Below are 14968 nucleotides of genomic sequence, written 5' to 3'. Positions count from 1 at the left end.
CCCCCTGATTACTCGGCGCTGCTGGAAAAGTCGAGATCCTGGCCCGGCTGGAGCGCGATGTACGCTTTTTTCCAGTCGTTACGCTTGCCCAGACCACGAGCGGTACGCTTGGTCTTGCCCTGGACGTTCAGGGTGCTGACGCTGCGAACCTTGACCTCGAACAGCTGCTCGACGGCCTTCTTGATTTCCAGCTTGGTTGCATCGGTGGCAACCTTGAATACGAACTGCTTCTGGCTGTCCGCCAGCATGGTGGCCTTCTCGGAGATGTGCGGGCCAAGCAGCACTTTGAATACGCGTTCCTGGTTCATGCCAGCAGCTCCTCGAATTTCTTCACGGCGGACACAGTGACCAGCACCTTGTCGTAGGCGATCAGGCTGACCGGGTCGGAACCCTGGACATCACGCACGTCGACGAAAGGCAGGTTGCGGGCGGCCAGATACAGATTCTGGTCGACAGCGTCGGTCACGATCAGCACGTCGCTCAGGCCCAGGCCGTCCAGCTTGCTGACCAGGGTCTTGGTCTTGGGCGCGTCGACGGCGAAGTCGTCAACCACGACCAGACGATCCAGACGGACCAGCTCGGCGAGGATGGAGCGCAGTGCAGCGCGGTACATCTTCTTGTTCAGCTTCTGGCTGTGATCCTGGGGCTTGGCTGCGAAAGCCACGCCACCGGAGCGCCAGATGGGGCTGCGGATGGTACCGGCACGGGCACGACCGCTGCCCTTCTGACGCCAGGGCTTCTTGCCGCCGCCACGGACTTCGGAACGGGTCTTCTGGGCACGGGTGCCCTGACGACCGCCAGCCATGTAGGCCACGACTGCCTGGTGAACCAGGGTCTCGTTGAATTCACCGCCGAAGGTGTGCTCAGAGACTTCGATAGCTTGAGAGCCATTCACATTGAGTTGCATGTTCTCTCTCCTCTCAACCACGGGCCTTGACAGCGGGACGCACGATCACGTCACCACCCGGCGCGCCGGGGACGGCACCCTTGACCAGCAGCAGGTTGCGCTCGGCGTCTACACGCACGACTTCCAGCGACTGAACGGTTACACGCTCCGCACCCAGGTGACCGGACATTTTCTTGCCCTTGAACACTCGACCAGGAGTCTGGCACTGGCCGATGGAACCAGGTGCACGGTGGGAAACGGAGTTACCGTGGGTGTTGTCCTGACCACGGAAGTTCCAGCGCTTGATGGTACCGGCGTAGCCCTTACCTTTGGACTGACCAGTGACATCAACCATCTGACCGGCTTCGAACAGGGCTACGGTAACTTCGTCACCTGCCTTGTACTCACCGTCTTCCAGGCGGAATTCGAGGACGCTACGACCAGCAGCGACGCTGGCCTTGGCGAAGTGACCGGCTTGCGCCTTGGTCACGCGGGAAGCACGACGCTCGCCCACGGTTACCTGAATGGCGCGATAGCCATCGGTTTCTTCGCTTTTGAATTGGGTTACGCGATTCGGCTCGATCTCAATGACCGTGACCGGAACGGAAACGCCTTCTTCGGTGAAAACGCGGGTCATACCGCATTTACGACCGACTAAACCAATCGTCATGTTGAGAACCTCTTGAGTGTACGGGGCTTTCACCCGCTATGGCCGCCCATTTCAGAGCGTTACACGACTGAAACCTTGACGGTCTCAGCCGAGGCTGATTTGCACTTCAACGCCAGCGGCGAGATCGAGCTTCATCAGCGCATCGACGGTCTTGTCGGTAGGCTGAACGATGTCGAGCACACGCTTGTGGGTACGAATTTCGTACTGGTCACGAGCGTCCTTGTTGACGTGCGGAGAAATCAGCACTGTGTAACGTTCCTTGCGGGTAGGCAGAGGAATCGGACCACGCACCTGAGCACCAGTACGTTTCGCAGTTTCTACGATTTCCTGGGTGGATTGATCGATCAGGCGATGATCAAAAGCCTTCAACCGAATACGGATTTGTTGATTTTGCATTTGACCTCAGACTCCAAGCTTTCCTCTCGGACAAAAAGGTGCCCGATTAAAGGAGGCGCAATTCTAAGGATGTCGCCAGCGGCTGTCAAGAACGCCTCTTTTGCCATCTGTCAATTTCACGAGGCAAGAAAAAAGGCCCCGAGGGGCCTTTTTTCGTTTCAGATCAATCGATTACTCGATGATCTTGGCAACCACGCCGGCGCCGACGGTACGACCGCCTTCACGGATGGCGAAACGCAGACCGTCTTCCATCGCGATCGGAGCGATCAGGGTGACAACCATCTTGATGTTGTCGCCCGGCATCACCATCTCGACGCCTTCCGGCAGCTCGCAGTTACCGGTCACGTCGGTGGTGCGGAAGTAGAACTGCGGACGGTAGCCCTTGAAGAACGGGGTGTGACGACCGCCTTCTTCCTTGGACAGCACGTACACTTCGCACTCGAACTTGGTGTGCGGCTTGATGGTGTTCGGCTTGGCCAGAACCTGGCCACGCTCCACGTCTTCACGCTTGGTGCCACGCAGCAGCACGCCGACGTTCTCGCCAGCACGGCCTTCGTCCAGCAGCTTGCGGAACATTTCAACGCCGGTGCAGGTGGTCTTGACGGTGGCCTTGATGCCCACGATCTCGACTTCTTCCTGGATGCGGACGATGCCACGCTCGACACGACCGGTTACCACGGTGCCGCGACCGGAGATCGAGAACACGTCTTCGATCGGCATCAGGAACGGCTTGTCGATGGCACGCTCGGGCTCGGGGATATACGAGTCCAGGGTCTCGACCAGCTTGCGCACGGCAGAGGTACCCATTTCGTTGTCGTCGTTGCCGTTCAGCGCCATCAGCGCGGAGCCGATCACGATCGGGGTGTCGTCGCCCGGGAAGTCGTAGGTGTTCAGCAGATCGCGAACTTCCATCTCGACCAGTTCCAGCAGCTCGGCGTCGTCAACCATGTCGGCCTTGTTCAGGAACACGACGATGTAGGGAACGCCTACCTGACGGGACAGCAGGATGTGCTCGCGGGTCTGCGGCATGGGGCCGTCAGCAGCCGAGCAAACCAGGATCGCGCCGTCCATCTGGGCAGCACCGGTGATCATGTTCTTCACGTAGTCGGCGTGGCCGGGGCAGTCGACGTGCGCGTAGTGACGGATCGCCGAGTCGTACTCAACGTGGGAGGTGTTGATGGTGATACCACGAGCCTTTTCTTCCGGCGCGTTGTCGATCTGGTCGAAACCACGAGCGGAACCGCCCCAGGTGTCGGCACAGACTTTGGTCAGCGCAGCGGTCAGAGTGGTCTTGCCATGGTCAACGTGACCGATGGTGCCCACGTTCAGGTGCGGTTTGTTACGTTCGAATTTTTCTTTAGCCACGAGATAAAACCTCTAGTCAAAGCGCTGATTAAGCTTGTTTCTTGATGATGGCTTCGGCGATGTTCGACGGAGCTTCGGCGTACTTGGAGAACTCCATGGAGTAGCTTGCGCGACCCTGAGACATGGAGCGGACATCCGTAGCGTAGCCAAACATCTCGCCCAGCGGAACCTCGGCACGGATGACCTTGCCGGTCACGGTGTCTTCCATACCCTGGATCAGGCCACGACGACGGTTCAGGTCGCCCATGACGTCGCCCATGTAGTCTTCCGGGGTCACGACCTCGACCTTCATGATCGGCTCGAGCAGCACGGCACCACCCTTCTGGGTGAGCTGCTTGGTCGCCATGGAGGCGGCGATCTTGAACGCCATCTCGTTGGAGTCGACGTCGTGGTAGGAACCATCGAACACAGCGGCCTTCAGGCCGAGCAGCGGATAGCCGGCAACGATGCCGTTCTTCATCTGCTCTTCGATGCCCTTCTGGATCGCCGGGATGTATTCCTTCGGAATCACACCACCCACGACTTCGCTGACGAACTCCAGACCTTCCTGACCTTCGTCGGCCGGCGCGAAGCGAATCCAGCAGTGACCGAACTGGCCACGACCACCCGACTGGCGAACGAACTTGCCTTCGATCTCGCAGGTGTTGCGGATGGTTTCGCGGTAGGCGACCTGAGGCTTACCGATGTTCGCTTCCACGCCGAATTCGCGCTTCATGCGGTCCACCAGGATGTCCAGGTGCAGCTCGCCCATGCCGGAGATGATGGTCTGACCGGACTCTTCGTCGGTCTTGACGCGGAACGAGGGATCTTCCTGAGCCAGCTTGCCCAGTGCGATACCCATCTTTTCCTGGTCGGCCTTGGTCTTCGGCTCGACGGCGACCGAAATCACCGGCTCCGGGAAGTCCATGCGCTCGAGGATGATCGGCTTCTCGATCGAGCACAGGGTGTCACCGGTGGTGACGTCCTTCATGCCGATCAGGGCGGCGATGTCGCCAGCACGAACTTCCTTGATCTCTTCACGGGTGTTGGCGTGCATCTGCACCATACGGCCGACGCGCTCCTTCTTGCCCTTCACCGAGTTGATGACGGAGTCACCGGAGCTCAGTACACCCGAGTAGACGCGGGCGAAGGTCAAGGTACCCACGAAGGGGTCGGTAGCGATCTTGAACGCCAGAGCCGAGAAGGGCTCGTTATCGTCTGCGTGACGCTCGTCGTGGATTTCCTCGTTGTCCGGGTTGGTACCCTTGATCGCGGGAATCTCGACCGGCGCCGGCAGGAAGTCGATCACGGCGTCCAGAACCAGGGGCACGCCCTTGTTCTTGAACGAGGAACCGCAAACGGCCGGGACGATTTCGCAGGCGATGGTACGCTGACGCAGGCCGGCCTTGATCTCGTCGATCGACAGCTCGCCGCCTTCCAGGTACTTGTTCATCAGCTCTTCGTTGGCTTCGGCCGCAGCCTCGACCATGTTGGAGCGCCACTGCTCAGCATCGGCCAGCATGTCCGCAGGAATGTCTTCCTCGCGATAGGTCATGCCCTGGTCGTCATCGTTCCAGAAGATGGCCTTCATCTTCAGCAGGTCGATCTGGCCCAGGAAGTTCTCTTCCGCGCCGATGGCCAGCTGAACCGGGACCGGAGTGTGGCCCAGGCGCTTCTTGATCTGCTCGACGACGCGCAGGAAGTTGGCACCGGCACGGTCCATCTTGTTGACGTAGACGATGCGCGGGACGCCGTACTTGTTGGCCTGACGCCATACGGTTTCGGACTGGGGCTCGACACCGGAGGTACCGCAGAACACCACGACCGCACCGTCCAGCACGCGCAGGGAACGCTCCACCTCAATGGTGAAGTCCACGTGGCCGGGGGTATCGATGATGTTTACGCGGTACTTGTCGTACTGCTTGGTCGAACCGGACCAGAACGCGGTGGTGGCAGCGGAGGTGATGGTGATACCACGCTCCTGCTCCTGCACCATCCAGTCCATGGTCGCAGCGCCGTCGTGAACCTCACCCATTTTGTGGTTCACGCCGGTATAGAACAGAATCCGCTCGGTAGTAGTCGTCTTACCTGCGTCCACGTGGGCGCAGATACCGATGTTCCGATAGCGGTTAATAGCGGTTGTACGAGCCATAAGGTCCTCGCTTGATTGGAAGCGCTAGGCTTAGAAGCGGTAGTGCGAGAAGGCCTTGTTGGCTTCTGCCATGCGATGCACGTCTTCGCGCTTCTTGACTGCGGCACCCTTGCCTTCAAAAGCGTCCATGAGTTCACCCGCCAGGCGCAGAGCCATGGACTTCTCACCACGCTTGCGCGCGGAGTCCACCAGCCAGCGCATGGCCAGGGCATTACGACGGGAAGGACGAACCTCAACCGGCACCTGGTAGGTAGCACCGCCGACACGGCGGGACTTCACTTCGACCAGCGGAGCGATGGCGTCGAGCGCTTTTTCGAAAACTTCCAGGGGTTCGGCATTCTTGGAACGCTCTTTGACCTTGTCCAGAGCACCATAAACGATACGCTCGGCAACGGCTTTCTTGCCGCTCTCCATCACGTGGTTCATGAACTTGGCCAGGATCTGGCTTCCGTATTTCGGATCGTCAAGTATTTCGCGCTTGGCCGCTACACGACGTCTTGGCATTGATAAGCCCTCAAAACGGTCTTCAGGTTAGCTCGGGACTCATTGCCCGACCTTACTCTTATCGACTCGAACAAAAAGAAAGGTGATTACTTCGGACGCTTGGTGCCGTACTTGGAACGGCCCTGCTTGCGGTCCTTCACACCGGTGGTGTCCAGCGAGCCGCGCACGGTGTGATAACGCACACCCGGCAGATCCTTGACCCGGCCACCGCGGATCAGCACGACGCTGTGTTCCTGCAGGTTGTGACCTTCACCACCGATGTAGGAGGTGACCTCGAAGCCGTTGGTCAGACGTACACGGCAGACCTTCCGCAGTGCGGAGTTGGGCTTCTTGGGAGTGGTGGTGTACACGCGGGTGCACACGCCACGACGTTGCGGGCAGTTTTGCAGCGCAGGCACGTCGGATTTCTCGACGATACGCTTGCGTGCACTACGCACCAGCTGGTTGATAGTTGCCATCTATAGCTCCACTGATTGTCTTGCGACATAAACGAAATAGCAGAACGTCAGTCCTGCCCATTTTCGGGGAACGAAAGTCTAAAGAGCTTGGGCGCCCCAGTCAAGACAAAGCCCCCGGACGCCTGGGGCGCCGGGGGCTTTGTCAAGCGAGACCTGCTACCGAACTCAGCTGGCGCTGGAGTTCAGCGCCTCGGTCAGGGCGGCTTCGGCCTCGCTGGCGCTCACGCGCTGCGGCTTGCCGAGTTCGCGCTGACGCTTGCGCTCGCTGTGGTAGGCCAGACCGGTACCGGCCGGGATCAGACGGCCCACCACCACGTTTTCCTTCAGGCCGCGCAGGAAGTCGCGCTTGCCGGTCACGGCGGCTTCGGTCAGGACACGGGTGGTCTCCTGGAAGGAAGCGGCCGAGATGAAGGACTCGGTGGACAGCGAAGCCTTGGTGATACCCAGCAGGACGCGCTCGTACTTGGCGACGAAACGATCATTGCCCACCAGTTGCTCGTTCTCTTCCAGGACGTGGGTCAGTTCGACCTGATCGCCCTTGATGAAGCTCGAGTCGCCGGTGTCGCTCACTTCGACCTTGCGCAGCATCTGCCGCAGGATGGTCTCGATGTGCTTGTCGTTGATCTTCACGCCCTGCAGACGGTACACGTCCTGGATCTCGTTGACGATGTACTTGGCCAGCGCGCTGACACCCAGCAGACGCAGGATATCGTGCGGGTTGCTCGGACCGTCGGAGATGACTTCGCCGCGGCTTACCTGTTCGCCTTCGAAGACGTTCAGGTGGCGCCACTTCGGAATCAGCTCCTCGTAGGGATCGGTGCCATCGGTCGGGGTGATAACCAGACGACGCTTGCCCTTGGTTTCCTTGCCGAAGGAGATAGTACCGCTGATCTCCGCCAGAATTGCCGGCTCCTTGGGACGACGCGCTTCGAAGAGGTCGGCCACGCGGGGCAGACCACCGGTGATGTCGCGGGTCTTGGAGGTTTCCTGGGGGATACGGGCGATAACGTCACCCACATGCACCTTGGCACCGTCGCTCAGATTGACCAGCGCGTTCGGCGGCAGGAAGTACTGGGCCGGTACGTCGGTACCCGGCAGCAGCAGGTCCTTGCCATTGGCGTCGATCAGCTTAACCGCCGGACGGATGTCCTTGCCGGAAGTCGGACGATCCTTGGCGTCGAGCACCTCGATGTTGGTCAGACCGGTCAGTTCGTCGGTCTGGCGCTTGATGGTGATGCCTTCCTCCATGCCGACGAAGGCCACGGTACCGTCCATCTCGGTGACGATGGGGTGGGTGTGCGGGTCCCACTTGGCGACGATGGCGCCAGCGTCGACCTTGTCGCCTTCCTTGACCGAAATCACTGCACCGTAGGGCAGCTTGTAGCGCTCGCGCTCGCGACCGAAGTCGTCGGCGATGGCCAGCTCACCGGAACGGGACACGGCAACCAGGGCGCCATCGGCACGTTCAACGTGCTTCAGGTTGTGCAGACGGATGGCACCGCCATTCTTGACCTGGACGCTGTCGGCCGCGGAGGTCCGGCTGGCCGCACCACCGATGTGGAAGGTACGCATGGTCAGCTGGGTACCCGGCTCACCGATGGACTGGGCGGCGATGACGCCGACCGCTTCACCGATGTTGACCTGGTGACCGCGAGCCAGATCGCGACCGTAGCACTTGGCGCAGATGCCATGACGGGTTTCGCAGGTGATCGGCGAACGCACCACGACTTCGTCGACGCTGTTGAGCTCGAGGAACTCGACCCAGCGCTCGTCGACCAGGGTGCCGGCCGGCACGATGATCTCGTCGGTACCCGGCTTGGGCACGTCACGGGCGATGACTCGACCCAGCACGCGCTCACCCAGGGGCTCGACCACGTCGCCGCCTTCGATGTGCGGCGTCATGATCAGGCCGCGTTCGGTACCGCAATCGACTTCGGTCACCACCAGGTCCTGGGCCACGTCGACGAGACGACGGGTCAGGTAACCGGAGTTCGCGGTCTTCAGTGCGGTATCCGCCAGACCCTTACGGGCACCGTGGGTGGAGATGAAGTACTGGAGTACGTTCAGGCCTTCACGGAAGTTGGCGGTAATGGGCGTCTCGATGATGGAGCCGTCCGGCTTGGCCATCAGGCCACGCATGCCGGCGAGCTGACGAATCTGGGCCGCGGAACCCCGGGCGCCGGAATCGGCCATCATGTACATGGAGTTGAAGGACTCCTGATCGACTTCCTTGCCCTCGCGGTCGATGACCTTCTCTTTCGAGAGGTTGGTCATCATCGCCTTGGACACTTCGTCGTTGGCCTTCGACCAGAGGTCGATCACCTTGTTGTACTTCTCGCCCTGGGTCACCAGGCCGGAGGCGTACTGGCTCTCGATCTCCTTCACCTCGGCGGTGGCAGCATCGATGATGCGCGCCTTCTCATCCGGAATGACGAAGTCGTTGACGCCGATGGAGACGCCGGACAGGGTCGAATAGGCGAAACCGGTGTACATCAGCTGGTCGGCGAAGATGACGGTGTCCTTCAGACCCACCACGCGGTAGCAGTGGTTGATCAGTTTGGAGATGGCCTTCTTCTTCATCGACTGGTTGACCACGTCATACGGCAGACCGGCAGGCACGACCTGGAAAAGCAGCGCGCGGCCGACGGTGGTGTCGACGATGCGGGTGTTCTTGGTCAGGCTGCCGTCCTTGTGACGGATGGTCTCGTTGATGCGTACCTTGACCTTGGCATGCAGGGCGGCTTCGCCGGCACGGAAGACGCGATCGACTTCCTGCAGGTCGGCGAACACGCGGCCTTCGCCCTTGGCGTTGATGGCTTCGCGGGTCATGTAGTACAGACCCAGCACCACGTCCTGCGACGGCACGATGATCGGCTCGCCGTTGGCGGGCGACAGGATGTTGTTGGTCGACATCATCAGGGCGCGCGCTTCCAGCTGGGCTTCCAGCGTCAGCGGCACGTGCACGGCCATCTGGTCACCGTCGAAGTCGGCGTTGTACGCGGCGCAGACCAGCGGGTGCAGCTGGATGGCCTTGCCTTCGATGAGGACCGGCTCGAACGCCTGGATACCCAGACGGTGCAGGGTCGGGGCGCGGTTGAGCAGCACGGGGTGTTCGCGAATGACTTCGGCGAGAACGTCCCAGACCTCGGGCAGTTCGCGCTCGACCATCTTCTTGGCGGCCTTGATGGTGGTCGCCATGCCGCGGGCTTCCAGCTTGCCGAAGATGAACGGCTTGAACAGCTCCAGCGCCATCTTCTTGGGCAGACCGCACTGGTGCAGACGCAGGGTCGGGCCCACGGTGATCACGGAACGACCGGAGTAGTCGACGCGCTTGCCAAGCAGGTTCTGACGGAAGCGACCCTGCTTGCCCTTGATCATGTCGGCCAGGGACTTCAGCGGGCGCTTGTTGGAACCGGTGATGGCACGGCCGCGACGGCCGTTGTCCAGCAGGGCGTCAACGGCTTCCTGCAGCATGCGCTTCTCGTTGCGCACGATGATGTCGGGCGCGGCGAGGTCGAGCAGCCGCTTGAGGCGGTTGTTCCGGTTGATGACGCGACGATAGAGATCGTTCAGGTCGGAGGTCGCGAAGCGGCCGCCATCCAGCGGTACCAGCGGACGCAGGTCCGGCGGCAGCACGGGCAGCACGGTCATGACCATCCACTCCGGCTTGTTGCCGGAACCCTGGAAGGCTTCCATCAGCTTCAGGCGCTTGGACAGCTTCTTGATCTTGGTCTCGGAGTTGGTCTGCGGAATCTCTTCGCGCAGGCGACCGATCTCGTGCTCCAGATCAATGGCGCCGAGCAGCTGGAATACGGCTTCCGCACCCATGCGGGCGTCGAAGTCGTCACCGAATTCTTCCAGTGCCTCGAAGTACTGCTCGTCGTTCAGCAGCTGGTACTTCTCAAGGGTGGTCATGCCCGGATCGATCACCACGTAGCTCTCGAAATAGAGCACGCGCTCGATGTCACGCAGGGTCATGTCCAGCAGCAGGCCGATACGCGACGGCAGCGACTTCAGGAACCAGATGTGGGCGACGGGCGAAGCCAACTCGATGTGACCCATGCGCTCGCGTCGCACCTTGGCCAGGGCGACTTCCACGCCGCACTTCTCGCAGATCACGCCGCGATGCTTGAGGCGCTTGTACTTTCCGCACAGGCACTCGTAGTCCTTGACCGGGCCAAAGATCTTGGCGCAGAACAGACCATCGCGCTCGGGCTTGAAGGTACGGTAGTTGATGGTCTCCGGCTTCTTCACTTCACCGAACGACCAGGAACGAATCATCTCGGGCGAGGCCAGACCGATACGGATGGCATCGAACTCCTCGAGTTGACCCTGGTTTTTCAACAGATTGAGCAAGTCTTTCAAGGCCTTTCCTCCTCACGGACCGGAGGCGACCGCCGCGCGGTCGCCTCCTCTAGGGTCTCGTGTTATTCGGTTTCCAGTTCGATATCGATGCCGAGCGAGCGGATTTCCTTGATCAGTACGTTGAAGGACTCGGGCATGCCGGCCTCCATGCGGTGATCCCCGTCCACGATGTTCTTGTACATCTTGGTCCGGCCGTTCACATCGTCCGACTTCACCGTCAGCATTTCCTGCAGGGTGTAAGCCGCGCCATAGGCCTCCAGTGCCCAGACCTCCATCTCCCCGAAACGCTGACCACCGAACTGCGCCTTACCACCCAGCGGCTGCTGGGTAACCAGGCTGTAGGAACCGGTGGAACGGGCGTGCATCTTGTCGTCCACCAGGTGGTTCAGCTTGAGCATGTACATGTAGCCGACGGTGGTGGTGCGCTCGAAGGCATTGCCGGTGCGGCCGTCGTACAGACGCATCTGGCCACTCTCCGGCAGATCGGCCAGCTTCAGCATAGCCTTGATCTCGCTTTCCTTGGCACCGTCGAACACCGGGGTGGCCATGGGCACACCGCCACGCAGGTTCTTCGCCAGGTCGAGGACTTCCTTATCGCTCAGGTCGTCCAGCTTCTCCTGACGGCCACCGATCTCGTTGTAGATCTCGTGCAGGAAGCTGCGCAGTTCGGCAACCTTGCGCTGCTCCTCGATCATCACGTTGATCTTCTCGCCCAGGCCCTTGGCCGCGAGGCCCAGGTGGGTTTCGAGGATCTGACCGACGTTCATCCGCGAAGGTACGCCCAGCGGATTCAGCACTATGTCCACCGGCGTGCCGTTGGCGTCGTAGGGCATGTCTTCGACCGGCATGATCACCGAGACCACACCCTTGTTACCGTGACGACCGGCCATCTTGTCGCCCGGCTGGATACGGCGCTTGATGGCGAGGTAGACCTTGACGATCTTCAGTACGCCCGGCGCCAGGTCATCGCCCTGCTGCAGCTTGCGCTTCTTGTCTTCGAACTTGTCATCCAGCAGCTGGCGACGGTCGGACAGATAGGCCTGGGCCTTTTCCAGCTGCTCGTTGTGAGCATCTTCCGCCATGCGCAGCTTGAACCACTGACCACGCTCGAGGCCGTTCAGGTACTCGTCGGTGATGACGGCACCCTTCTTGACCGCCGGGCCGCCTTCGGCGACCTGACCGACCAGGGCCTGACGCAGACGCTCGAAGGTCGCGCCTTCGACGATGCGGAACTCCTCGTTCAGATCCTTGCGGATCTCGTCGAGCTGGGACTTCTCGATGGCCAGTGCGCGGGAGTCGCGCTCGACGCCGTCACGGGTGAAGACTTGGACGTCGATGACGGTACCCTTGGTGCCGGTAGGCACACGCAGGGAGGTGTCCTTCACGTCGCTGGCCTTCTCGCCGAAGATGGCGCGCAGCAGCTTCTCTTCCGGAGTCAGCTGGGTTTCGCCCTTGGGCGTGACCTTGCCGACCAGGATGTCACCGGCACCGACTTCGGCACCGACGTAGACGATACCGGCTTCGTCCAGCTTGTTCAGCGCAGCCTCACCCACGTTCGGGATGTCGGAGGTGATTTCCTCCGGGCCGAGCTTGGTGTCACGGGCCACACAGGTCAGTTCCTGGATGTGGATGGTGGTGAAGCGATCTTCCTGGACCACGCGCTCCGACAGACAGATGGAGTCTTCGAAGTTGAAGCCGTTCCAGGGCATGAAGGCCACGCGCATGTTCTGACCCAGTGCCAGCTCGCCCATGTCGGTCGAGGGGCCATCGGCCAGGATGTCGAACTTGGCCACCTGGTCACCCTTGCTCACCAGCGGACGCTGGTTGATGCAGGTGTTCTGGTTGGAACGGGTGTACTTGGTCAGGTTGTAGATGTCGACGCCGGCTTCACCGGTCTCGACTTCGTCATCGTTGACGCGCACCACGATACGGCTGGCATCGACGGAGTCGATCACGCCACCCCGACGGGCGACGACGCAGACGCCGGAGTCACGGGCGACGTTGCGCTCCATGCCGGTACCGACCAGCGGCTTGTCCGAACGCAGGGTCGGCACGGCCTGACGCTGCATGTTGGAACCCATCAGCGCGCGGTTGGCGTCGTCGTGCTCGAGGAACGGAATCAGCGAGGCGGCGACGGAGACGACCTGCTTGGGCGAAACGTCCATCAGGGTGACGTCTTCGGGCGCCTTGACGGTGAATTCGTTCAGGTGACGCACGGCTACCAGCTCGTCGATCAGCCGGTTGTTCTCGTCCAGCCCTGCAGAGGCCTGGGCGATCACATGGTTGGCTTCTTCGATGGCCGACAGGAAGACGATCTCGTCGGTGGCCACGCCGTCCTTGACCATGCGGTACGGGCTTTCGAGGAAGCCGTACTGGTTGGTGCGGGCATAGGCAGCCAGGGAGTTGATCAGGCCGATGTTCGGACCTTCCGGCGTTTCGATCGGGCAGACCCGGCCGTAGTGCGTCGGGTGTACGTCACGGACTTCGAAGCCGGCACGCTCACGGGTCAGACCGCCCGGGCCGAGTGCGGAGACGCGGCGCTTGTGGGTGATCTCCGACAGCGGGTTGTTCTGGTCCATGAACTGGGACAGCTGGCTGGAACCGAAGAATTCCTTGATCGCGGCGGCCACGGGCTTGGCGTTGATCAGATCCTGCGGCATCAGGCCTTCGCTTTCGGCCATGGACAGGCGTTCCTTGACGGCACGCTCCACCCGCACCAGGCCCACGCGGAACTGGTTCTCGGCCATTTCACCGACGCAACGGACACGGCGGTTACCCAGGTGGTCGATGTCGTCGACGATGCCCTTGCCGTTACGGATGTCGACCAGGGTCTTGAGCACGTCGACGATGTCTTCGCGACTCAGGACGCCCGAGCCTTCGATGGCGTCGCGACCGATACGGCGGTTGAACTTCATGCGGCCGACAGCGGACAGGTCGTAACGCTCGGCGCTGAAGAACAGGTTGTTGAACAGGGTCTCGGCAGCTTCCTTGGTCGGCGGCTCGCCGGGACGCATCATCCGGTAGATCTCGACCAGGGCTTCCAGCTGGTTGCCGGTGGAGTCGATCTTCAGGGTATCGGAGATGAACGGACCGCAGTCGATGTCGTTGGTGTACAGCGTCTCGAACTGCACGACATTGGCCTTGGCCATCTTGGCCAGCATGTCCAAGGTCAGTTCGGTGTTGCACTCGGCGATGATCTCGCCAGTGGACGGGTGCACGACAGCCTTGGCGGTGGTACGGCCAATGACGTAATCGAAGGGCACTTCCAGCTCGCTCAGACCGGACTTTTCCAGCTGGTTGATGTGGCGAGCGGTCACCCGACGGCCCTGTTCCACGATCACCTTGCCGCTGCCATCCTTGATGTCGAAGCTGGCGATGTCGCCGCGCAGGCGCTGGGGCACCAGCTCGAACGTCAGCATCTCACCCTTGATGTGGAAGGTGTTGGTGTCATAGAACGCATCCAGCACCTCTTCGGTGCTGTAGCCGAGCGCGCGCAGCAGTACCGAGGCCGGCAGCTTGCGGCGACGGTCGATACGGACGAATACCGCGTCCTTGGGATCGAACTCGAAGTCGAGCCAGGAGCCGCGGTAGGGAATGATGCGCGCCGAGTACAGCAGCTTGCCCGAGCTGTGGGTCTTGCCGCGGTCGTGGTCGAAGAACACGCCCGGGCTGCGGTGCAGCTGGGAAACGATGACGCGCTCGGTACCATTGATAATGAAGGTACCGTTCTCGGTCATCAGGGGGATTTCCCCCATGTAGACTTCCTGCTCCTTGATGTCCTTGATCGCCTTGTTCGACGACTCGCGGTCGAAAATGATCAGGCGAACCTTGACCCGCAGCGGGACGGCGAAGGTCACGCCGCGCAGGACGCATTCCTTCACATCGAAAGCCGGCTCGCCCAGGCGATAGCCGACGTATTCCAGGGCCGCATTGCCGGAATAGCTGATAATCGGGAAAACGGACTTGAAGGCCGCATGCAGGCCGATATCGCGGAACTGGTCTTTGCCTGCGCCCGCCTGCAGGAATTCGCGGTACGAATCCAGTTGGATAGCCAGCAAATAGGGCACGTCCATGACGTGCGGCAACTTGCTAAAGTCCTTGCGGATACGTTTTTTCTCAGTGTATGAGTAAGCCATCAGCGTTCCCCAGCTTGGTCACCAGCTTGTTTGGCCTCTCCGACGGGAGCAGCCGGA

Annotated in this window: 10 protein-coding genes; all 10 read right to left on the bottom strand. The window is 61.1% G+C overall.

Annotated elements, in window-relative coordinates:
* Window positions 1–8 precede the first annotated feature (8 nt).
* Window positions 9–308 carry a 50S ribosomal protein L23 gene (rplW, locus tag QE444_RS04775; RefSeq protein ID WP_007161249.1) on the bottom strand — a complete coding sequence of 100 codons (300 nt, stop codon included), beginning with the start codon at window positions 306–308 and terminating at the stop codon, window positions 9–11.
* On the bottom strand, window positions 305–907 hold the full coding sequence (gene rplD, locus QE444_RS04770; RefSeq protein WP_017640279.1) for a 50S ribosomal protein L4: 603 nt from the start codon (window positions 905–907) through the stop codon (window positions 305–307). The genes rplW and rplD overlap by 4 nt, the downstream gene beginning before the upstream one ends.
* A 13-nt stretch (window positions 908–920) precedes the next feature.
* Complete coding sequence (gene rplC / locus QE444_RS04765) at window positions 921–1556, bottom strand: 50S ribosomal protein L3 (protein WP_007161251.1); 636 nt, start codon at window positions 1554–1556, stop codon at window positions 921–923.
* Between the two features lie 84 nt (window positions 1557–1640).
* The gene (gene rpsJ, locus QE444_RS04760) at window positions 1641–1952 is read right to left on the bottom strand and encodes a 30S ribosomal protein S10 (RefSeq protein ID WP_003243886.1); all 312 of its coding nucleotides are present in this window, start codon (window positions 1950–1952) and stop codon (window positions 1641–1643) included.
* A gap of 171 nt (window positions 1953–2123) precedes the next feature.
* Complete coding sequence (tuf, locus tag QE444_RS04755) at window positions 2124–3317, bottom strand: elongation factor Tu (protein WP_133860552.1); 1194 nt, start codon at window positions 3315–3317, stop codon at window positions 2124–2126.
* Between the two features lie 28 nt (window positions 3318–3345).
* Complete coding sequence (gene fusA, locus QE444_RS04750) at window positions 3346–5448, bottom strand: elongation factor G (RefSeq protein ID WP_133860558.1); 2103 nt, start codon at window positions 5446–5448, stop codon at window positions 3346–3348.
* A 30-nt stretch (window positions 5449–5478) separates the two neighbouring features.
* Window positions 5479–5952, bottom strand: a complete 474-nt coding sequence (rpsG, locus tag QE444_RS04745) for a 30S ribosomal protein S7 (protein ID WP_007163088.1) — start codon at window positions 5950–5952, stop codon at window positions 5479–5481.
* An 86-nt stretch (window positions 5953–6038) separates the two neighbouring features.
* Window positions 6039–6410: a 30S ribosomal protein S12 gene (rpsL, locus tag QE444_RS04740; RefSeq protein WP_007163089.1), complete on the bottom strand. Its 372-nt coding sequence runs from the start codon at window positions 6408–6410 to the stop codon at window positions 6039–6041.
* Window positions 6411–6575: 165 nt separating this feature from the next.
* Window positions 6576–10775, bottom strand: a complete 4200-nt coding sequence (gene rpoC, locus QE444_RS04735) for a DNA-directed RNA polymerase subunit beta' (RefSeq protein ID WP_133860557.1) — start codon at window positions 10773–10775, stop codon at window positions 6576–6578.
* Between the two features lie 62 nt (window positions 10776–10837).
* Window positions 10838–14911 carry a DNA-directed RNA polymerase subunit beta gene (gene rpoB / locus QE444_RS04730; RefSeq protein ID WP_158893046.1) on the bottom strand — a complete coding sequence of 1358 codons (4074 nt, stop codon included), beginning with the start codon at window positions 14909–14911 and terminating at the stop codon, window positions 10838–10840.
* Window positions 14912–14968 lie beyond the last annotated feature (57 nt).

It is taken from the genome of Pseudomonas sp. SORGH_AS_0199 (assembly GCF_031453735.1).
Classification (GTDB): domain Bacteria; phylum Pseudomonadota; class Gammaproteobacteria; order Pseudomonadales; family Pseudomonadaceae; genus Chryseomonas; species Chryseomonas aestiva.
Note: the sequence above shows the minus strand (reverse complement) of the source record. Positions and strands in the feature narration are given on the sequence as shown.